Source organism: Lapidilactobacillus luobeiensis, from assembly GCF_024345205.1.
Lineage (GTDB): Bacteria > Bacillota > Bacilli > Lactobacillales > Lactobacillaceae > Lapidilactobacillus > Lapidilactobacillus luobeiensis.
In genome coordinates this window covers 22,807-43,955 of the sequence record NZ_BROC01000025.1, presented here as the reverse complement: position 1 = coordinate 43,955, position 21,149 = coordinate 22,807, and the positions used below count along the sequence as shown (strand labels likewise).

Annotated in this window: 21 protein-coding genes and 1 pseudogene; 11 read left to right on the top strand and 11 right to left on the bottom strand. The window is 46.7% G+C overall.

The window, feature by feature from the left end:
• The first annotated feature begins 321 nt into the window (after nucleotides 1-321).
• The 7 genes and pseudogenes from OCU21_RS08700 to OCU21_RS08670 all read left to right on the top strand — a co-directional run.
• Complete coding sequence (locus tag OCU21_RS08700) at nucleotides 322-903, top strand: TetR/AcrR family transcriptional regulator (protein WP_261807025.1); 582 nt, start codon at nucleotides 322-324, stop codon at nucleotides 901-903.
• 150 nt (nucleotides 904-1,053) lie between these two features.
• Entirely contained in the window at nucleotides 1,054-1,425 is a 372-nt protein-coding gene (locus OCU21_RS08695) for a nuclear transport factor 2 family protein (RefSeq protein WP_261807024.1), read from the top strand.
• A 10-nt stretch (nucleotides 1,426-1,435) separates the two neighbouring features.
• The gene (locus tag OCU21_RS08690) at nucleotides 1,436-2,896 is read left to right on the top strand and encodes an MFS transporter (RefSeq protein ID WP_261807023.1); all 1,461 of its coding nucleotides are present in this window, start codon (nucleotides 1,436-1,438) and stop codon (nucleotides 2,894-2,896) included.
• Nucleotides 2,897-2,916: 20 nt separating this feature from the next.
• Nucleotides 2,917-3,771, top strand: a complete 855-nt coding sequence (locus tag OCU21_RS08685) for an aldo/keto reductase (RefSeq protein WP_261807022.1) — start codon at nucleotides 2,917-2,919, stop codon at nucleotides 3,769-3,771.
• Between the two features lie 10 nt (nucleotides 3,772-3,781).
• Nucleotides 3,782-4,201: a nuclear transport factor 2 family protein gene (locus OCU21_RS08680; RefSeq protein WP_261807021.1), complete on the top strand. Its 420-nt coding sequence runs from the start codon at nucleotides 3,782-3,784 to the stop codon at nucleotides 4,199-4,201.
• 13 nt (nucleotides 4,202-4,214) lie between these two features.
• A complete protein-coding gene (locus OCU21_RS08675; RefSeq protein WP_261807020.1) occupies nucleotides 4,215-4,865 on the top strand; it encodes an NAD(P)H-binding protein in 651 nt (216 codons plus the stop codon).
• Nucleotides 4,866-5,049: 184 nt separating this feature from the next.
• Nucleotides 5,050-5,190, top strand: a pseudogene (locus tag OCU21_RS08670) (sigma-70 family RNA polymerase sigma factor); the annotation flags it as partial.
• 361 nt (nucleotides 5,191-5,551) lie between these two features.
• Here the strand turns inward: OCU21_RS08670 and guaA are convergent.
• The 4 genes from guaA to helD form a co-directional block, all read right to left on the bottom strand.
• Nucleotides 5,552-7,105, bottom strand: a complete 1,554-nt coding sequence (gene guaA, locus OCU21_RS08665) for a glutamine-hydrolyzing GMP synthase (protein ID WP_261807019.1) — start codon at nucleotides 7,103-7,105, stop codon at nucleotides 5,552-5,554.
• 125 nt (nucleotides 7,106-7,230) lie between these two features.
• Nucleotides 7,231-7,623, bottom strand: coding sequence for a hypothetical protein (locus OCU21_RS08660; RefSeq protein WP_261807018.1), 393 nt, complete (start codon nucleotides 7,621-7,623; stop codon nucleotides 7,231-7,233).
• Between the two features lie 455 nt (nucleotides 7,624-8,078).
• Nucleotides 8,079-9,005: a type I pantothenate kinase gene (gene coaA, locus OCU21_RS08655; RefSeq protein ID WP_261807017.1), complete on the bottom strand. Its 927-nt coding sequence runs from the start codon at nucleotides 9,003-9,005 to the stop codon at nucleotides 8,079-8,081.
• Nucleotides 9,006-9,287: 282 nt separating this feature from the next.
• Nucleotides 9,288-11,600, bottom strand: coding sequence for an RNA polymerase recycling motor HelD (helD, locus tag OCU21_RS08650; protein WP_261807016.1), 2,313 nt, complete (start codon nucleotides 11,598-11,600; stop codon nucleotides 9,288-9,290).
• A 305-nt stretch (nucleotides 11,601-11,905) separates the two neighbouring features.
• On the opposite strand from helD, the gene OCU21_RS08645 reads away from it, so the two are divergent.
• Nucleotides 11,906-12,127: a hypothetical protein gene (locus tag OCU21_RS08645; protein WP_261807015.1), complete on the top strand. Its 222-nt coding sequence runs from the start codon at nucleotides 11,906-11,908 to the stop codon at nucleotides 12,125-12,127.
• 167 nt (nucleotides 12,128-12,294) lie between these two features.
• Here OCU21_RS08645 and OCU21_RS08640 read toward each other — a convergent pair whose 3' ends face one another.
• The 5 genes from OCU21_RS08640 to OCU21_RS08620 form a co-directional block, all read right to left on the bottom strand.
• The gene (locus tag OCU21_RS08640; protein WP_261807014.1) at nucleotides 12,295-12,495 is read right to left on the bottom strand and encodes a CsbD family protein; all 201 of its coding nucleotides are present in this window, start codon (nucleotides 12,493-12,495) and stop codon (nucleotides 12,295-12,297) included.
• Nucleotides 12,496-12,641: 146 nt separating this feature from the next.
• Nucleotides 12,642-12,896, bottom strand: a complete 255-nt coding sequence (locus tag OCU21_RS08635; RefSeq protein ID WP_261807013.1) for a GlsB/YeaQ/YmgE family stress response membrane protein — start codon at nucleotides 12,894-12,896, stop codon at nucleotides 12,642-12,644.
• A gap of 285 nt (nucleotides 12,897-13,181) precedes the next feature.
• Nucleotides 13,182-13,358 (bottom strand): hypothetical protein, encoded by a 177-nt coding sequence (locus OCU21_RS08630; RefSeq protein ID WP_261807012.1) that lies wholly within the window; start codon nucleotides 13,356-13,358, stop codon nucleotides 13,182-13,184.
• A gap of 51 nt (nucleotides 13,359-13,409) precedes the next feature.
• Nucleotides 13,410-13,772 carry a CrcB family protein gene (locus OCU21_RS08625; RefSeq protein ID WP_261807011.1) on the bottom strand — a complete coding sequence of 121 codons (363 nt, stop codon included), beginning with the start codon at nucleotides 13,770-13,772 and terminating at the stop codon, nucleotides 13,410-13,412.
• A complete protein-coding gene (locus tag OCU21_RS08620) occupies nucleotides 13,772-14,149 on the bottom strand; it encodes a fluoride efflux transporter FluC (RefSeq protein ID WP_261807010.1) in 378 nt (125 codons plus the stop codon). The genes OCU21_RS08625 and OCU21_RS08620 overlap by 1 nt, the downstream gene beginning before the upstream one ends.
• A gap of 386 nt (nucleotides 14,150-14,535) precedes the next feature.
• Here OCU21_RS08620 and OCU21_RS08615 point away from each other — a divergent pair, with 386 nt between their 5' ends.
• From OCU21_RS08615 to OCU21_RS08605, 3 genes are all read left to right on the top strand, one after another.
• Nucleotides 14,536-15,525 (top strand): aldo/keto reductase, encoded by a 990-nt coding sequence (locus OCU21_RS08615; protein WP_261807009.1) that lies wholly within the window; start codon nucleotides 14,536-14,538, stop codon nucleotides 15,523-15,525.
• 164 nt (nucleotides 15,526-15,689) lie between these two features.
• Entirely contained in the window at nucleotides 15,690-16,595 is a 906-nt protein-coding gene (locus OCU21_RS08610) for a proline-specific peptidase family protein (RefSeq protein ID WP_261807008.1), read from the top strand.
• A 15-nt stretch (nucleotides 16,596-16,610) separates the two neighbouring features.
• Nucleotides 16,611-17,270: a histidine phosphatase family protein gene (locus OCU21_RS08605; protein ID WP_261807007.1), complete on the top strand. Its 660-nt coding sequence runs from the start codon at nucleotides 16,611-16,613 to the stop codon at nucleotides 17,268-17,270.
• 109 nt (nucleotides 17,271-17,379) lie between these two features.
• Here OCU21_RS08605 and OCU21_RS08600 read toward each other — a convergent pair whose 3' ends face one another.
• Together OCU21_RS08600 and OCU21_RS08595 are read right to left on the bottom strand one after the other, a co-directional pair.
• On the bottom strand, nucleotides 17,380-19,230 hold the full coding sequence (locus OCU21_RS08600) for an ABC transporter permease (RefSeq protein WP_261807006.1): 1,851 nt from the start codon (nucleotides 19,228-19,230) through the stop codon (nucleotides 17,380-17,382).
• Between the two features lie 10 nt (nucleotides 19,231-19,240).
• The gene (locus OCU21_RS08595) at nucleotides 19,241-19,996 is read right to left on the bottom strand and encodes an ABC transporter ATP-binding protein (protein WP_261807005.1); all 756 of its coding nucleotides are present in this window, start codon (nucleotides 19,994-19,996) and stop codon (nucleotides 19,241-19,243) included.
• Between the last annotated feature and the right edge of the window lie 1,153 nt (nucleotides 19,997-21,149).

The window sequence follows — 21,149 nt, the reverse complement described above, 5'->3', positions numbered from 1 at the left end:
GTACTGGTGCCATCAGTATTCAGATAATTCTAGCAAATATCTTTATTACTAAAACCCACGTTAACTTGACGCCATCAATGCAAAGCATGCTCTGGTAAATTAACAGTTTTTCGCGTAAAATTACTCTAATGACTTGTTTATCAAAGAAACGGTGAATATGCTGACAAAAGGACGGGTAACTACTCTTATCATCAAATTAATTGCGCTTGGTCTCACTTGGATTTACCTACCGGCAATGTTAATTATGACGCCTGGTACAGCATTGCTTTGGATTCTAAATGGCATCCTAGCGTAGATGAAACAGTTTATGGAGATTCAATGATGAAATTAACTGGATATGAAGATTTACGCGTTCAGAAGACCATCAACTCGATCTATGACGCATTTGAAACATTGATACTAGCGAACGATTACGAAAAAATTACCGTTACGGCTCTCGCCAAGTTGGCCCAAATCAATAAGAAGACCTTTTATCGGTATTATCCGACTATGGACGATCTCTTATCTGAAATGCAGTCTCGTTACTCACAAGGCTACTTACAAATCACGGCTCACTTTCAATACCCACGAGACATCGCCAAAAGCGTTCGCAGCTTCTTCGAATACTCTGCGGTCCAAGGCCCAGCCTATGACCGAATCACGATCAGTGGTGCTTATTCTGGAATCAGACAGCAGATGGTGGATCAGGTCATGAGTAAGACTTGGGGAGCCTCACCGGAATTCCAAAAGCTTGCGGATTGGCAAAAGCAAATGTTGTTAAGCTTTGTCCAAGACACTGGCCTACGTGTGTATCACCAGTGGATCGACAATAACCGTTCTGCACCATTAGAAGACGTCATCACACTTGCAACTGCATTGATACAAGGTGGTGTCGAAAAGTTACTTTCAGCATTTGATCAATAGTTACAATCAGACAATCAGGAAACTGGTTGTCTTTTTTTTGCGCCGCTTTTTTAAAAAGTGTGGCATAAGACCCGAATTTGAAAACATTGCCCATCGAATGAGTTCATCGACGCTGGTATACTAGCAATATTGAAAGGCGGTGAAGTCATTATGGATAAGCAAACCAGACAGGAAACGATTGCCGTTTTTCACGAAATGACATCAGGCATGCTACGGCACGATGTGACATTGCTGAAACAAGTAATTGCGCCAGACGCAATTTTCGTCCATCTCAATGGCAAAGTAGAATCTCGGGAGGTCTGGTTAGATCAGATGCGAATTGGTCGCATGCGCTATCTCGACAGTAACGAATTGACTTTAACAGTAACTGAAGACGGCACAGATGTTGTCATTGTCAGCCGGTCAGACTTAACCGCCCGCATTTATGGCTTTGAGAATTGCTGGCACATTGAGACAACGACTAGACTTGCTCAACGCAATAACGCATGGCAAATCACCCGCTCGCAAGCACAATTTTTTTAGAGGAGGCTTTATGAAAAGAAAACTCGCAATGGCAACGATTGCCTTACTAATTGCCAATTTTATGGGTGGCCTAGACGCCACCATTGTTAACACTGCACTACCAGTGATTATTAGCGACTTAAACGGCATCCGGCTCGTCGGTTGGGTCAGTTCCGTATTCTTATTAGGCACGGCAATCACAACCGTATTATGGGGTCGAATTGGTGAAACCATCGGTAACAAACGTGCCTTTCAGATTTCCACATTCTTATTTATCGGCAGCTCGGTCATCGCTGGATTATCCAATAGTATGGTTATGCTAATTGTCGCTCGAGCGGTAATGGGCATTGGAACTGGCGGCATGGTTTCAATTCCATTCATTATCTACGCAGATATTTATCCCAATGCTGCGCAGCGCGCACGGGCTTTAGGTTGGGTCACTGCGTCTTACACCCTTTCCACGGTGAGTGGTCCAATTATCGGTGGGTGGCTAGTTGATCAATTTACTTGGCACTGGATTTTCTTTATCAACTTGCCAATCGGAATCATCTCAATGTTGTTACTACAATGGGCTTATCAAGATACTAAGCGTCAAGGAAAACGACAATCCTTCGATTATGCAGGCGCAGCGGTCCTCGCACTCGCGTTGATTATGTTGCTGTTTGCAGGCGACGCAATCGCCGTCAGTGGCTTACGCGCGGTATTGCTTTTACTTGCAGGAGTCATTTTATTAGCCGCGTTTTGGCACGTTGAAGGCCGTGCAACCAATCCTTTGATTCCACACCAGTTAATCACGGCTTGGCCGGTTCAAGCGCAAAACCTGATCATGTTTTTAATCAATGGATTCTTTATCGGTTATAGCGTCTATGCTCCAATGTGGGCGCAAGGAATTCTGGGGACAAACGCAACGTTTGGCGGATTGACCCAGATTGCTGGTTCCCTGATGCTTTTGATCGGCACCCGCTTAACCGCGCATCTCATGACGAAGCTTGGATACAAAACCATTGTTCTGGTGGGGACAACCAGTTTGCTAATCTCTGCACTTGCCATGGTAATTGCAACCAAGAATGCCCCGTATTGGTGGTTGCTGATCAGTGGTGCTTTTGAAGGATTTGGTATGGGCTTGTCATTCACACCAATGCAGGTGTCCATTCAAGACGGGGTCGAAAAAGAACTCGTGAGTGTTTCGACCACGTTTGGCCTTTTATTTCGAACGCTTGGGGAAACCTTCCTCGCCTCAATTTTCGGCGCTGTCCTCAGTTTAAGTACAACCCGTCAAGTGGCAACTGCCGGACATGGGATCACAACCAACATGATCAATCATCTGTCAGATTCGGCGACTGCTAAAGGTCTCGATCCAGCATTACTACCACAGTTGCGAACGATTCTATTCAATGGCATTCATACGATTATGATCATCGGTTTGGTATTGATCATCATTGCATTTCTGATCAACATTCGCCGTCGCGAGCCAGATCTCGCGGCACGCTAACAAAAGAAAGAAGGATTAACATGACAATTCCAAATATTGAACTCAACAACGGTACACTGATTCCACAAGTCGGACTAGGCGTCTATCAAATTTCAGGTGACAACAACACGCGACAAGCAGTATTGGCAGCCTTGAAGATGGGCTATCGACACATTGACACCGCCCACGCTTATCAAAATGAGCGCGGGGTTGGACAAGCTGTCGCCACAAGTGGCATCGAGCGCAAGGACATCTGGATCACCAGCAAGTTGTGGCCACATGAGTATGGCAAGGATTTAACGCAGATCGCGATTGACAAGATGTTGGATCGGCTTAACACACCATACCTCGACTTGTTATTGCTCCATCAACAAGTCGGTGATTACATGGGTGCCTGGCAAGCGATGGAAGCGGCCGTCCGGTCAGGTAAAGTGCGCGCCATCGGGTTGAGTAATTTCGATGGCGCTCGGCTGGACGAAGTACTCCGGCAAGCGACGATCAAACCAGCAATCATGCAAGTAGAACTGCACCCGTATTTTCAACAGAACGACTTGAAGGAAATTCTAGCCCCTTATGGAACAAAACTTGAATCATGGTACCCATTAGGGCATGGTGATCCGCAGTTATTGAACGAAACATTGTTTTCAGAATTGGCTAAGAAGTATCACAAGTCGAATGCACAAATTATCTTGCGCTGGCATACACAAGTCGGTCATATCGTCTTCCCTAAGACAACTAATCCGGCACATATGTCTGATAACATTGCCTTGTTTGATTTCGAATTAACCGACTTAGAAATGGCAAAAATTGCCGCGCTTGATTGCAATAAACGTTACTTCAACGTACCCTTGGAACAACAAGCCGCGCAGTTTATGGCCTGGCATCCAGAAGATTAGGAGAATGAATATGATAACTCAAGAAATCAGTGATCGTTTAGAACTCAAGGAATTAGTGGATCTCTTTTCCAATTACGCAGACACCAAAGAAAATGACAAGCAAGTTGCACTGTTTGCCCCTGACGGTGTCATCAACATTATCTCTAGCGGTGAGGTAACGTTCAGTCTTAAGGGGCGAGAAGCAATCTACAAGGCCTTCTCAGGCTCAATGGATGCCTACGAATCAATCTTTCACATGAGTGGTCAACAAACCGTTGAATTTCAGGACGAAACCCACGCCACTGGCATTGCTTATAACTTGGTCGTGTTGGTTAAAGACGGTGTGACTAGTCAAGAAGGTGTCCGCTACGCTGATACTTACGTGAAGCTGGATGGTAAATGGCAAATCCAGCAACGCAACTCAAACTTTATTTGGCGCAAGGATATTTAACAGGAGGCATTTTATGAAACTACTTATCTTAGGTGCTTACGGACAAATTGCTCGCATTGTGGAACATCGCATTCTATCAGAGCCAGAATTTAAAGATATAGATTTGACGCTAGGACTACGCAATAGCCAGCGCCTTGCAGCATTGAATGATAATCCGCGGGTACGGATTATCGATCTGGATCTTGAATCCGCTGAAGACGTGACGAACGCAATGTCAGGGCAGGATATGGTCTTTATTGCTGACGTCGATCACGATGTTGATAATGCCAAAACTCGAAACGTTCTTGAAGCAATGAAGCAACACAACGTGAGTCGCATTATTTCATCGAACATCTTGGGAATCTACAATGAAGTCCCTGGTGAGTTTGGCCGGTGGAATCACGAATTCGTCAAAGCGGGGCTAAAATCAGCAAGAAATTCTGATCGCATGCTTTCAGAATCTGGTATAACCTACACAACTTTACGTATACCGTGGCTAAACGATCGTAATGAAATCAAGTATACAATCACTCATCAAAATGAGCCTTACCTTGGCGTATCCGGTTCCCGCCAAAGCATTGCTGACGTGGTGCTCAAAATCGTTCGCAATCCATCATTTGTCGCAAACGAGAGTATTGGGATTGCTGACCCTTCAACTCAAGGTGAGCCGCGTCCTGTATACTAAATCATCCTCTACGGTTTAAGAAACTCCTAATGTTCTATGACAATAATCGACATACCAAGTAAAGCCACCAGGGCCGTCACCAATATGCCCTGGTGCTTTTTTTTGCAATTTTTTTGCAAATGGTTTCATTTCTCACTTCCCAATCGGTCTGTACTACCGAAGTCAAAAAAATGGAGGTCAAATTATGAGCAATGAGCAAGAAGTAAGCCGTATGTTTATTCGTTACATGCAACAAGTGCTAAGAAATGAGCGTATTAACATTTACCACCGCAATTTGAAACGTCTCAAAGAAACCCCACTTGAAGACTGGTTACTTGAGGAAATTGTATTTACTTCTTCTGTAAGAAATTCCAATCCGCGCTTCATCGCTATTTTGCCACACAAGCTATGGCATCAAAAGCACCAGATATCGAGGTCATGCACTGGCTAGGACATAAAAACTTGCAGATGACTGCCGACTACACTCGCCAAACATCAGACGAGTCCTTATCGCTGTATGCCAATATGGGCAAGCGATTGCGGATAATCGGCGGTACAAAATGACTTTTTTATTCTGTACCGCCGTTTGTACCGTATTTTTATCGCCAAAGAGCGTAAATAAGCGCAAACCAAGACAAACAAAAACCTGGCAAAACGTAATTTATCAACGTTTTGCCAGGTTCTTTATTGTTTGAAATTGTATCTTTTCACTCCCACTCGATCGTAGCTGGTGGCTTGCTGGTGATATCGTACACGACGCGGTTGACGTGGGCGACTTCGTTGACGATGCGGACGGAGATTTTTTGGAGCACGTCCCAGGGGATCTTGGCGAAGTCGGCGGTCATGCCATCGATCGAGGTGACGGCGCGGATGCCGATGGTGTAGTCGTAGGTGCGGCCGTCGCCCATGACGCCGACGCTGCGGATGCCGGGGAGGACGGTGAAATATTGCCAGACTTCGCGTTCCAGGCCGGCGTTTTTGATTTCTTCGCGGAGAATCAAGTCGCTATCGCGGACGATGGCCAGTTTATCCTCGGTCACTTCGCCGATGACGCGGATGCCCAAGCCAGGTCCAGGGAATGGTTGGCGCCAAACTAGGTCGCTGGGCATGCCCAGCTTTTCGCCCAGGTCGCGTACTTCGTCTTTGAACAAAGTACGCAATGGTTCGATCAGCTGGAATTGCATGTCTTCTGGCAAGCCGCCGACGTTATGATGGGATTTGATGGTTTGGGCGGTGCTGGTACCACTTTCGATCACATCAGTGTACAAGGTGCCCTGGGCAAGGAAATCGATGCCGTTGAGTTTGGTCGCTTCGTCGTCAAAAACTTTGATGAACTCTTTGCCGATGATTTTCCGCTTCTGTTCCGGATCACTAACGCCCTGCAGCTTGCTGAGGAAGCGTTCGCGGGCATCGACTTTGATGATGTTCAAGCCGAACTTGCCTTCCAAGCTGACCATGACTTGGTCAGCCTCGCCTTTACGCAACAAGCCGTGATCCACGAAAATACTCGTCAACTGATCGCCGATCGCCTTGTGCAACAGCACGCCGACCACGCTGGAATCAACGCCGCCGGAGAGGCCCAGCAGAACTTTTTTGTTACCAACGGTGGCGCGAATCTGGGCAATTTGTTGGTCGATAAAGTCAGTCATCGACCAATTCGCCGTCGCGCCGACCACGTCAAAAGTGAAGTGGCGCAAGATGTCGTTGCCATATTCGGTGTTGCGGACTTCGGCATGGAATTGGATGCCGTAAATTTTGCGCTGGTCATCAGCAAACGCTGAGATCGGCGCATTTTTGCTGGTGGCAACCACGTGGCAACCGGCGGGAACGGCCTTGACCAAGTCGCCATGACTCATCCAAACCGTCTGTTCCGTAGGCAAGCCTTTGAAAAGCGCATTTTCCGGATCAGTCACTTCGATCTGCGCCTTACCATATTCGCGATTATCTGCAGATTCGACCTTGCCGCCCAGCTTGTACGCCAAAAGCTGCATGCCGTAGCAAATCCCCAAAATTGGAATGCCCAATTCGAGAATTTCAGGATCAACGCTGAAGGCATTTTCATCGTAAACGCTCATCGGTCCGCCGGAGAAAATGATCCCCTTAGGCGCGATTGCTTTCACTTCCGCGGCTGTGATCGTATTCGGCAGTAATTCCGAATAAACGCCGAATTCGCGGATCCGCCGTGTAATCAACTGGTTATACTGACTGCCATAATCTAAAACAATGATTTTGTCGACACTTTTCAAGTCGGCTGTCGCCATCTTTGTCACGCTCCAATTTTTGAATTTAATGCTGGTTCTGCTTAACACAACAACTGGTTTTCTGAAAATATCTGTCCCCGCTGATGGGTCCAGTCACTGTTCTTATCATAACGATTTTCCCGCGGTTAAGCAATCACTGCTGGGAAAATATCCGCCAATGTTTGGTGAAAATAGCTTGGCCATAATGTTGATAGGGATAGTCGTAAAAGTAGCGTTCCCGCAGCTTGCGCTGCGAAATTCGGGGTGAGCTCGCTGTGGGCGTCACTTTGAGCTTCGCGAAGCCCGCGAATCTCAAAGCTGAGCCTTATTCTAAGCGGCAAAGCCGCTAAGAATAACGACACGGCGATCTCACCCCGAATTTCTCCGCTCCAGCCGTTCAACATTCTAACAGCCGTTTGAGCACTCACGCCGACTGGCAAGCTATGGCCAATTGGTGGAGAACCACGCAATTGACGACCGTGGTTAGTGGTCACAAGCTTTAAATTGGTGATACCAAGACAGTCTGCCTGATGAATCAAGGCAAGTTCTTGATCAGTCAGTTGAATCAGTCGGTTTTCACCAAGGATTGTCTAGGAAGTAGGTAAAACTGTCCAACAAATACAAACTGTACCGAACTTCTAATCCAAATTCGTTGGTGTTGCAGTACCGCCCTAAAAGGGCGATTGTTTGACCTCTAGCTTGCAAAAGCACTTCATCAGATACGCAACTTCGATTGCAGATATGCTCAATTCTGTTCAGCAACCGGTTCGGGCCATGCGGCTCAGCAGTGACGTTATTCTTAGCGGTTTACCGCTTAGAATAAGGCTCGATTTTGAGACAAGCCGCGGGTTTTGCGGATTGGCTCAAAACGATGCCCACTGCGTTCCAGCCGCACAAATGGCCCGAACCGGTTGCGCTCACGCGCCACACCCCACCACTTCTGCAACCAAGCGAGAAATCAAAAACAGAAGCAGCTCTTTTCAACTCGATTCACTCAATACTTGCGCAAACCGATTTTATCGATCACATGGTGTTCGGTCTTATGCAGGATCAAGTCGGCGCGATTGCGCGTGGGCAGAATATACTCGCGGAGATTCTTCAAGTTGACATCTTGCCAAACCTGCCGCGCCATCGTGAAGGCGGATTGACGGTCACCAATCGCGTAAGGGTAGTAGTAATTCAGCGGATCCTGCAAGGCCGTGTCCAACAGCACGCCAAAACGCTGCAAATACCATTCTTCGACCAGCGCCGCTTTCGCATCCACATAAATGGAGAAATCGAAATAATCGCTGACGTAGATTTGCTGATTGGTCGGCAGTTGCAAAACATTGATCCCTTCCACGATCAAGATATCTGGGCGGTCGATCACATCGTAACTGTCAGGCAGCACGTCATAAACTTGATGGGAGTAGCGTGGCACTTTGATCCCCGGTTGATAGGATTTGACCTGGTCCAAAAAAGTCAGCAAATGTTCCATATCGTAGCTTTCCGGAAAACCCTTGCGCGCCATAATACCGCGACGTTCTAACTCTGCGTTGGGATAGAGGAAGCCATCAGTGGTGATCAATTGAACTTTTTGATTGGGCAACGACCGACTAAGCAGTAATTGCAACAGTCGCGCGGTGGTGCTTTTACCCACGGCGACACTGCCGGAGATCCCGATCAAGAATGGCGTCGGCGCCGCGGACTCACCGCGAAAATCAGCTTTGTCTTCGACTAATTGATGGTATCGTCTTAAATAAACATGGATCAAATGACGCAAAGGAACATAGATCTCCTGCACGTCCGTCAGTGAAATGCGGTCATTCAAAGCGGCGATCTGCGCTAGCTCATCGCTGGTGACTGTGTTTAATTGATTCTTGCCATGAAAATTCCGCCATTGTTCCCGCGTAAAATAATCATAGTTTTCCGGCAAAGCCATAATTGCATAACTCCTTGACAACAGTTTATATTATTTTTTCTTCGATCATCTGGTGTTTCACCGTTGTGAAATAGTCGATTTATCAGCGTGAGTGGCCCGCCATTTGCACAACGATTAATACAGTATAACCATACTATTACACCAATGATCGCGTTTGCCAAGGGGTCCCGGCAATTTTTCTGTAAAAATCCCCGTTGAGCGACACAAATCAATGACGATAGCACACAAGGAACCGTGCTAACGCCTGGTTTGGTCACGTCAGGCGCATAAAGGATGACAGTTCTATTCAACTGTGTACAGCGTTGACGGCACTTGGGCCAATAGTGGCGATAATTCATCTTGGGCCAGGATCGTTAAGCGATGCATCGCCCGAGAAGCGATCGTGTAGACCAACTGGCGTTCATCTTCGTCATGGTAACTGGTCGCTGAGGCATTCCACATAATAACAGCATCGAACTCCAAACCTTTGGCTAAATAAGCTGGCACAATGATCGTTCCGGCAGCTAGGCGTTGATTTTCCGAACGGATCAAAGTAGCGCTGTAACCTACCTTTTTCAAAAATTGGGCGATATTCTGGCTTTCTTGTTTGGTTTTCGCAATGATCGCGGTGGTCAGTTGGCGCTGATCATTTTCCTGTAAGGTGCGCAACAACAATGCTTGTAGCGCCGCTTCGTCAGTACGGACCACGATGTTCGGCAGATCGCCTGCTCGTTCGAAGGTGTCGATCTTCTGCCCGTTTTTCAGTAAGGCCCGCGTGTATTCCGTGATCGGTTTCGTTGACCGATATGAGCGGGTCAACTGGACCACTTCCGTTTTCTCGGGATCGAATAGTTTTTGGACTTGACTCAGCAAGGAGCTACTGGTGGCATGAGTGAAAATCGCCTGATTCAAGTCCCCTAGCATGGTGAAGCGAGCTTTCGGGAATGATGCCTGCAAATAAGCGGCCTGAAAAGGTGTATAATCCTGGATCTCATCAATGAAAACAAACTTGATATTACGGTCGACTTGCTTGCCGGTGATCAGATCGAACAGATATAAATAAGGACTCACATCATCGAGGCGTAACCGTTTATCGCGAAAATCCTGTTGGACTTGAGCCACTTCAGCGGCCCAAGCTTCTTTAGTGACTCCGAAACTTTCCAGATCGATCAAATAAGGCACCTGTTGCAAAAAGTGTAAATATTGGGTGCGACTATTGATGAAGCGGAAACGCCGGATCCCCCGATTGACTGTTTGTAATTCTTTGGTCACGATTTTTCGCGCCAAATACTTAAACTCAGCATCACTAGAGGCAAATTCCTGATCAGCCTTGGCGTACATACTTTGCAATTGCTCGTCGCTTAAACTCTCAACCGCTTTGGCGACCCAGTTCTTGCGGATCTCAGGTTCGACTTTATTATTCAGCAATTGGATCAGACGCTCTTGCGTGGCGTCCATTCGGTTGGCCAAATGATAATTTTCATTGAAACTATAATAGATCTCCGCGATTTTTTCCTTGTTGAAATAAGGCTTGCCTCGGAATCTCAAGTCCTTGAAGCGCATATCACGTTTTTCCAGATGGCGCGCATAGATCGCGACTGCTTTGAAAAAGCGTAGGTCGGTTTTGACCCGTGAAATGGCCTTGGCGGTTGCCGTTTGCGTCACTTCGAAATTTGCCGCGGGATCAACGATCGTCATTTTGGGCAGGCGTCGGCCAATAAATTGCGCATAGGTCATCTGCACCATATTTTGTTCGCCCAATTCCGGCAAAACGTTCTCAATATAGTCATTAAACAATTGATTCGGCGAGAACATCACCACTTGACTGGCAGTGAGTTTGCCGCGATAACGATACAATAAGAAGGCGACCCGCTGTAAGATCGCCGACGTTTTTCCGGAGCCGGCCGCGCCTTGAACAAAGAGTAGATCCGCCGCCACATTACGAATGATCTTGTTCTGTTCTTGCTGGATCGTGGTGACGATCGATTTCATCTGTGTGCTGGACTTTTCCCCCAGCACTTCCAGCAACATCTGATCACCAATGGTCTCTGTTGTATCGAACATTGACTGGATCACGCCGGCCTTGATCAAAAACTGGCGCTTCAGTAACACATTGACCGTCTGTTCGCCATCAGGAGTTTGATAGCTGACCTGTCCCAACTTACCATCATAATAGATCGACGAGATCGGCGCCCGCCAATCGTAGATCAAAAAATGATCGTGCTCATCGCTAAAAGAGCCGAGACCGATGTAGATCGTTTCTCGCCTAGGCTCACCGTGTTCATGAAAATCAAGGCGTGCGAAATAAGGCGTTTTGGCTAAACGCTGTAAGGTGTTCAACTGTCGCGCTGATTGTTGCCAACTATTTTCTCGTTCTTGCAGCATTTGTTGCTGCTGCCGGATCGATAGCGCCGTCTCCAAATTAGTCGTATCACTACCATAACTTAAATGGACTTCTTCATTAAATTGTTTATTCAGTGACTGCGTATCATTTTTCGCCTGATCGATCGATTTGCGTGCTTTCGTTTCAGCACGACCCAGTTTGGCGATCACCTCATCTAAATGTGTCTGTTCCGCCGCTTGCGTTTGACGGATAAATTTCTCATTTTTTGTCAATTCCCCACAACCTTTTCAAATAAAAAATGTCATTGCCAAAAATGTATTGAATAATTTTATCACAAAACCGTGACGAACAAAAGTATTTGAGCTTGATCTTTCCCCTTGTCGCCCGCTTTGACCGCCGTAGTTCGCCCTAAGTAATCAACAGTTAGTTGCCGGCTTCCTCCAAAAAGCGGACCGCCAGTTAACCACTGTGGAACACTCAACGACTATTTGAAAAATCTACTTGTTTTGGCCAATTTAGTCGATTAGACTAAGATCAGCTCATTTGCAATGAGCTGAAAATGGAGGAGGAGTTAAGGATGGCGTCAAGCGAAGTCATCGCACCAGCAATAATTGGTGTTATTCTCTTAGGTGTGGGCGTCTGGCAATTGATCACAGTGGTCAGATACATTCGTAATGCTGGCAAAGCGAAGGATGCCTTTAGCGGGTGGGCTATCTGGGCCAGTTTATTGTTTGGGGTGCTCTTCACTGGCATTGGGGTGGAGACGCTGATCGCCACCATCGTCAACGCCCTTAAATAAGCCGCTGGTTCAATCTTATCTGTGAATCAACAAAAATGACCCCGTCAACCGGAGATCGCCGTTAAGCGTTGTTCGGTTGCGGGGCCATTTTTTATTTTAAAGTAGCTGCGGTGCTTGCTGGGCCTTTGTCCTAAAAAGGTTTCCGTCAATTAGCCCATCACCACATGCTATTCACCTTTGTGCCGCTGATCAAGTGTTTCATTGACTTTCTCTGCAACGTTTTCTGCAAGTTGATCTAATTTCTCTTTCGCCTTGCCTGTCGCAGCTTGGGCCTTGCCTTTCAATTCTTGTTGATCATTATTGGTGATCTTGCCGACTGTTTCATTAACTTTGCCTTTGACTTGATCTTTTTTACTCGCAAAACTCATTTGATCACTCCTGACATAACTGCGTCAATCTGAATAGAACTTCTGGGGGAAGTATTCAACGATTTTTTGGGGGGAGGGAAGGAAGAATCAACGCAACACTTTACTACCAGCTGAGAAACGAGCATTGTGGGGGGACAAGGCAAGTTTCAAGGGTGTTGTGTTTTATTGAAAAGCCAAGAAGTGAGTAGAACAACAACGATTGCGCCGACCAAGGCAGGAACGATCGCCATACCACCAATGATTGGACCCCATGAGCCGAGGAAACGTTCCCCCAGCCAGGCCCCAACTAGACCGCCAAAAATATTACCGAGCCAACCCATGGGTAGATCGCGATTGACCAGTGCACTAGCCAATGAGCCGATTACGGCGCCCACGATCAAAACCCAAATGAAATGTAGCACGCGCACACTCCCTTTCTAATCAAGATCAACCAATAATTTCTTATTGGTAGCTTAACTTTAACCTGATGACCATTTACCTGTCAACAAATATGCAATGCAAATCATAGATTAAATCTTATGAAGTTAAGGCGACTATTTTTGTCTCTTCACCAAAATAAAAATCAGGATAACTGACAGTTTGCTCCAGCATTCGCTGACCTGTGAACAACGCTCAACTATAAGGATCAAAAAATAAGCCAGCCATTCTCGCGAATAATGGCTGGCTTAAATTTTCTGATCGTTGAGTTACTTTTTATTCCGGCGCCGCTGTTGTTGCCCCTTGCGAAAATAGGGGATCCAGAAGACGATCAAATACCCAACGGCTAAACCTAACATGGTGTAGACAAAAATATGCTTGAAATAAAAGCCGAAGATAAAGCCTACTAACGTTGTCAGTCCGGTGATGATCGATTTTTTTGCCATTTATTCGCTCCTAATCGTGAATCGTGCTTGATTTCATTTTACCATTTCCACTCAGAAAAGACGATGTCCCAGCCACCAGCCTAAAATACAAAGGCCTAGGCCCAAACCATAAGTCAGCCCGCCATAACGAAGCGCGCGGCGAAAATTCTCTCCGGCGATCTGCCCGCCTAACTCACTATTCAAGGTGGAAAATGTGGTCCACCCACCACAAAGTCCAACTCCGAGAAATGAATACCAACTTTGATTCACTGTGGCCGCAGCTAGCAGTCCTAAAAGAAAAGCGCCGCTTAAATTGATCAATAGCGTTGCTTGATAACCTAATTCTGGCCGCGATCTTTTGTAAAAAGCAGTAAAGTGAAAACGACCTAAGGCGCCTAAACTTGCGCCTAATCCGACCAAGACCCAATCAGTCATCAGTGAAGGCCTCCCCGTGTATTCAAGTGTTGTGCTAAGGTGATCCCCGCCCAAGCCATCAGGATCCCGCCAATCAAACTAAGCACCAAATATATCCCGGCGATCAGCCACTTTCCCGCAGTCAATAATTTGATCACATCAAGGCAGAAACTGGAGAAAGTCGTAAACGAGCCAAAGAAACCAGTCCCCACACCAACATGGAGCCATTGTCGCCGCGATCTTAATCCTGGGCCCCAATAATCGTTCCACAGGGGTAACAGTAAGGTGCCACATAGATTAACTGCCAATGTGGCCCAAGGCGCGCTAAGTAACTGCGTCGTTCCCAGCCGGAAGACCCCACCCCAAAAGGCGCAAAAGGCAATCATCAAATCAGTCATGTCATCCCCCCTAAAACTCTTCAAGAAAATATTGATGCGAGTTTTTCATTGCTTTCATTATTCAATTATTTTCTGAAAAAGTCCATGATAAATTTGAAAATATTTGTAACGTGCCTTTATTCAGGCTGACCACTCTGCCTATCGCTTGATTATCGCTTGGCCATTCTGCTCAGCAACTGGGTTTTCTGGTGATCGGTAGCAGTGATTTGACCGCGATCGTTCCCACTTGTCTGACCTGTTTTCAATAAAAAACGCCTAGAAATCAATCTCCGCCATTTTACCGCTTGCAACCCATACCAATTATCACTAGAATTAAGTTGGACGTTGTTTTTTGTGAACCAACAAACCGCTCGGGCCAACAAGCTCGTGCCCAAGGAGGAATTTTGATGTACGCAGCAGCAACAGATCGTTATGAGAAACTTCCCTATCGTCGCGTCGGCGATACTGGATTACAACTACCAATCATTACCTTAGGACTCTGGCGTCATTTCAGTAGCGTTGATCCCTTTACTGATCGCGAGAAATTGATTTTGAAGGCTTTCGATAATGGCATCTTCAGTTTTGATATCGCCAATAATTATGGTAGTCCTGACTATGGCTCCGCTGAAAAATTATTCGGTGAGGTCTACCAACGTAATTTAAAACCTTATCGTGATGAATTGGTGGTCACAACAAAAGCCGGCTTTGAAATGGGGATCGGACCTTATCAAAGTTTCAATTCACGGAAAAGTCTGCTTCAATGTATCGATCACAGTTTGACTCGTCTAAAAATGGATTATGTTGATATTTTTTACAGTCATCGCCCTGATCCAAATACAGACCCTGAAGAAACAGCGCTGGCGTTGGCGCAGATCGTGCAATCAGGTAAGGCGATCTACATTGGTATCAGTAATTATGACGCGGATCAAAGCGAGACCATGATCTCATTGCTGAATAAATATCACGTTCCTTTTGTGGTCAATCAATATTCGTACAACATGTTACGGCCAGAAGCTGCCCATAATGGCGTTTTAGAAACGATCAAACGTCATGATCGTGGTTTGGTCGCTTATGGTCCTTTGGCGGAAGGTCTATTGACTGAACGTTATCTTGATGGTATCCCTGAAGATTTTCCGATCCATCGTACTAATACACCGATTTTTGCTCAAGGCAAAGCCCACGTGGTCACGATCCTTAACCAACTTGAAGAAGTTGCTCAGAATCGCAATCAAACATTGGCCCAGATGGCGTTAGCGTGGTTGCTTCGAGATCCAGCCGTGACAAGTGTTCTGATCGGCACGACTAGCGAAGCTAATCTCATGGCAAATTTGGATGTGGCTAAGCATTTAGACTTTAATAGCGATGAAGTCAAACGGATCAAAGATATTTTGGCTTAGTGCTAAACTTTGCGCGTCGGCGTGAATACGGGTTGCAACGTCGTTAGTTACAGATCATTCGCGAGTGCAGTAGCTTCAAATAAAAGCGTCAAGTAGTAACTGTCATGTTAAAATAAAACTGTAATAATAGCTGATTAATAATCATAAGGAAACTAGGTGGCGCAATGAAACAAGGAACAACGATTTTAACATTAGATAATGGCTATCATCTTTGGACCAATACTCAGGGCCAAGGTGACATCCACCTACTCTGTCTCCATGGTGGCCCTGGTGGCACCCATGAATACTGGGAAAACTTTGGCGAAAAGTTAGCCGACCTTGGTGTTCAGGTCCATATGTACGATCAATTAGGTTCATTTTATTCTGATCAACCTGATTATAATGACCCTGAGATCGCGGCAAAATATTTAACTACCGATTACTTTTTAGGTGAAGTCGAAGAAGTCCGGCAAAAATTAGGCCTCGATAATTTCTACTTGATCGGTCAATCTTGGGGTGGCGCCTTGACCATGCTCTATGCTTTAAAATATGGTCAACATTTAAAGGGCGCGATCGTTTCCAGTATGATCGACAATATTGACGAATACGTGGTTCATATCAATAAGGTCCGCGAAGAAACGCTGCCCGTTGAAGCGGTCGCTTACATGAAACGTTGTGAAAATGAGGGGACTTGGGACGATCCGCAATACCAACAATATGTTGATATCCTCAATCGCAACTTTGTTGATCGCCGCCAACCACCAGCAATCAGTCATTTGATCTCGACCATGGCAACCCCTGTCTACAATGCCTTTCAGGGAGATAATGAATTCGTCGTTACAGGAAAGTTGAAAGATTTCGACCTGCGTAAACAAATTCAAAATATTACGGTGCCAACGTTATTGACATTTGGTCAACATGAAACGATGCCTTTATCCTCAGCGTTGCGGATGTCGGAACAAATCCCCAACGCGCGGCTGGAAACGACTCCTAATGGTGGTCATCACCACATGATGGATAATCCTGATGTTTACTTCGAACATTTAGAGAAATTCATCAAAGACGTTGAAGGCGGCCATTATCAACCTTAAGGACTGAAGAGAAACATGAAAACAATTACTGTTTATTTGGTGCGTCATGGCCAAACCTATTTCAATAAATTCAATCGCATGCAAGGCTGGAGCGACTCTCCCCTAACCGCAGCTGGGATCGCCGGCGCCGAAGAAGCGGCAGAACGCTTGAAACACTTGACTTTCACTCACGCCTATTCTTCGGACACGACCCGGGCGATGCGTACTTGCGAGGTCATTCTTGGCAAAAATATGAATACCACTGTTCCCTATACAACGACACCCCTTTTTCGTGAAGTCTTCTATGGCTATTTTGAAGGGGCCGACTCCGCCCAGACTTGGTATCAAGTCGGTGCGCCTCATGGTGCGCCGACTTTCAAGGCCTTAGTTTCGCAATATGGCATTGATAAGTCTAAAGACTTCATGAACGCTATCGACCCTTTTCATGACGCGGAGACCGCGACCCAATATTGGACTCGTCTGGGTAAGGGCTTTAAAATGTTGCGGGAACAGAATCGTAACGGCGATAACGTCCTATTAGTCAGCCACGGCACCACGATCCGCAGTATTGTGGAAAAATTTGGTCAGGGTCAGTTTGATGTGACGGTAGCGCCGCGTAATGCCAGCGTGACCAAGATCCAATTGACTGATACAGGGATCGATGTGTTAAGTTACAACCAATTGAAAGTTTTTTAAAGGAAAACAACTCGTGAGGTGCGCTCAGTTTGACGATGATCGCGCTCAACCAGTAGAAAAGCGACCGCGGAAATTGCTTCCGCGGTCGTTTTGGATACTGAAACCAATTTTATTTGTCGATCTCTACTTTAGGGATCACGATACCCCGATAAAGGGTGACCGTTAGCCAATAATAAAGGCCGTAGAGCAATAAGAAAATCAGGAAAGGTAACCAGATCCCGCGGTATGGGTTGAGCAGCAATAGTTTGAAAAGCTGTAACCCAAACAAAACATGGATGATGCCAAGCAAACCGGGTAACGCGTATAGGACCCCAATTTCCTTGGCCACCGACGCTTTCAGCACGCTGGTCCGCGCGCCCATTTTGTTCAGCATGTCATAGCGTTTCACATCGCTGTACGCGCCTGATAAAATCTTGAACATCAAGCAGCTGGCTAACATCGCCAAGAAGGACAACCCTAAGAATAAGCCCATGAAGATCATGCCAGAATACATCGCCGTCCCCATTTGGGCATTGGCATATTTCGAGTTCTCCAAAACTTCACTAAACTCAGGCGCTGCGGCTAGTTGTGCCTGTTCGATCTTGGCGATTTTTTGCCGAGCAGCCGCGAAATCTTGTACCCGAATCAGCGTCAACTGGGAAGTCTTACCCGGCAGTCGCGCAAACTCAGCGGCGGTGACCAAATGCCCAGTTAAATTGGACCCACCATAAATCGACTTGATGCCCAGCTGATTGTAGGCGTTCTGGACGGCGCCATTCGGTTCATCACGACTGATTTGATAGTCTTTCGCCGCGAAACGTCGCCGTTGCGGCATTTGCATTGAAATACCACCACTTCGTTGATAATGGAAATAATACAAAGGCTGATCCTGCAATTGGTCTTGACGATAATAGATCTGGTTGCCTTTAACCTTGTAAGAATAGGTCGCCTGCTCTTTGATATCCAACTTAGCGACTTTCGCGTCGATCTTCGCCGAATGGGTATAAAGTTTCACATCATAAGCGTCAAACGAGTCGATCAACACACTTAAATCATTGCGGAAGCCTAGGCCCACAGTGATCGCGCCTAAAGCCAAGGCAAACAAAATCGAAATCATCGCCAACATTCGCGTATAATCATGAATGCGGAAATTCAATTGCGAAAGTGTGAAATTACGGATCCCCCGTAATGAAAAGGAACGGCGCTTTTTCATGAGGCGTAGTAACCAAATGAAAGTCGCGTTAAAGGTGAAGAAACTACCTAAAACGATCGTGACTAAGGCAAAAGGGATCGCCAACAGTTGCAACAGGGCAATATTGATCATTGACCAGTAGCCGGCAGCTAATAACGCCACCCCCAACAAGGCTTGGACCGCCAACCAAATCGGTTGCGCCTGAGCCCGCGCTGGCTGCTCCGCGCTGTGCAAGAGCTTAAGTACCGGTGTTTTCATTAATTTGTGACTGTTCCAGATCGCCGCGAAAATGAACAGGGCCAAGAAGAACGCCAAGGTGATCAGAAAGGCCGGCCAGTAAAACGAGTTGAAATGCTGCAAGGTCAACCCCATTTGTTGCACCAGTAGTCGGGCGACCACCTGAGTCAGGCCAATGCCAATGATTTCCCCGATCAACGTGGCGCCCATCCCCAGCAAAAAAGTTTCCATGAAAATCAATTGGCCAATTTTTCCGGTTTTGGCGCCAAGCATCATAAACATGCCATATTCCCGTTGGCGCATCGTCAACAGAAACGAATTGGCATAAATCAGGTAGAAGAAGGTGATGATCGCCAATAAAATCGCGCCGAAAATGAAGATGAACATGGTATTGTTGGCGCTGAGCATTGAGTTTTTGCCCAAGAAATCTTGATTGGTCGCCAAGGCCATGAACATATAGAATGTCGCGGCGGCAACGACTAAGCCTGAGAAAAGGACCACGTAATCCTTCAAGCGGCTTTTGATACTGCTAAAAGCTAGCTTTCTTAACATTGTGTCCCTCCTATTCTGTAAAGGTGCCTAGATTATCAAGGATCTCTTGATAAAACGCCGCCCGATCGCGTTCGCCCCGGCGCAACTCTGAACCGATCTCGCCATCTTTAATGAACAAGATCCGCTGACAATAACTGGCTGAGAAAGGATCATGGGTCACCAACAAAATCGACACCTGATCGTTGCGGTTCAAGCTGGACATGGTTTCCAACAATTCCCGGGCACTATTGGAATCCAAAGCCCCAGTTGGCTCGTCACCAAATAAAATCGTCGGTTGATGCACCAACGCCCGCGCCGCCGCCACTCGCTGCTTTTGCCCACCGGATAATTCAGTTGGATAATGATCCAGCACGCTTTCGATCGACAAGCGCTTGGCGATTTTCATCACCAAGGGTTGGATCTGCTTCGGCGCGACGCCCTGCAAGGATAACGGCAAAGCGATATTCTCCGCCGCGGTCAGATTCTCCAACAGGTTGAAATCTTGGAAAATAAAGCCGATCTCGTGACCACGGAAATCCGCCATTTGGTTGCCTTTCAGCTGGGTCAGATCCTGCTGATTGATTCGGACCTCTCCACTAGTCGGTTTATCCAAGGTGGATAAAATATTCAACAGCGTCGTTTTGCCGGAGCCAGACGCCCCCATGATCCCCACAAATTCACCATTCTCAACGGTAAAATTAATATCTTTCAAGGCGGTAAATTTCTTTTCATTACCCTTGCCATATGTTTTAACTAGGTGTTGAACTTTTACGACTTCATTTGTCACGCTTACTTCCTCCGTTTCCTTATTTCGCTATTAAGTATAGCAAGGAACACAAACAGGAGCATTCGTTTCAACTAACAAAACCCAGGTTGAACTAACAGCATCGTAAGATTTGACTAGGTCCTTGGGCTGATGACAAGTTTATGGGCAGTCGATTTGCTTGCGAATGGCAGTTACGGTTCTTGAGTTTTCGCTTAATTGCAGGTGTGCTGGGTTTGGATGGGGACGCAACCGCCTCAGGACGTTTGTCGTGGCTGGAACGCGGTGGGCATCGTTTGAAGCCAATTCCAAAAGCGGGAATTGGCTTCAAATCGAGCCTTATTCTAAGCGATAAATCGCCAAGAATAATCTCACCGCTGAGCCACACGTCCTGAGGCGGTTGCTAGGCAGCATTGAGCTTATCTGCAATCGCAGTTGGGTATCTGACGAAGTGGTTTTGCAAGATTGAGATCAAACAATTGCCCGCCTTAAGGTGGTAAGGCAATGCCAACTGATTCAGATGGGTCGGTTGACACAGTTTGCATTGGTCGAGCTTCTTTACCTGCGCCTTAACAATCCATGGGTGGAAGCCAATCGATTCGGCTGGTTCACCGAGAAGCAGGTCTGTTCATCCTGCGGACTGCGCTGGTGTCACCAATTTGAAGCTTGTAACCACTAACCACGGTCGTCGATTGCGTGGGTCCTCATCAATTGACGATAGCTTGCCAAATGGCGTGAGTGCTCAAACGGCTGTTATAACGTTGAGCGGCTGGAGCGGAGCGTGGGTTGGTGGATCGTTTACTAGTTGGCGGAAGGTCGGGCTGGGGGTGAGTCAGTCGCGATATTATTGTTGGCGGCTCTGCCGCTTAGAATAAGGCTCAGCTTTGAGATTTTCGGTGCCCTTCCGAAAAGCTCAAAGTGACGCCCGCCGCGTTCGAAACAGAGTGTGCAACGCAATGGTTTGCTTTTGAGCACGACTAGCGATTTTGCTGGATTGATGCAATCAATCCAGTGAAATCGCGTATCGGCGCAGAAAGCAATTGCGTGGAACACGTTTCCACCACCCCCAGCCCGACCTGGAGCCCCACTACACTTGCCCACCACCAATGCCACGCGCAGCGCAAGCTGCGGCCAACCTACTTTTTAACGAAGCAAAATTTTTAGCACTCGCCATGAT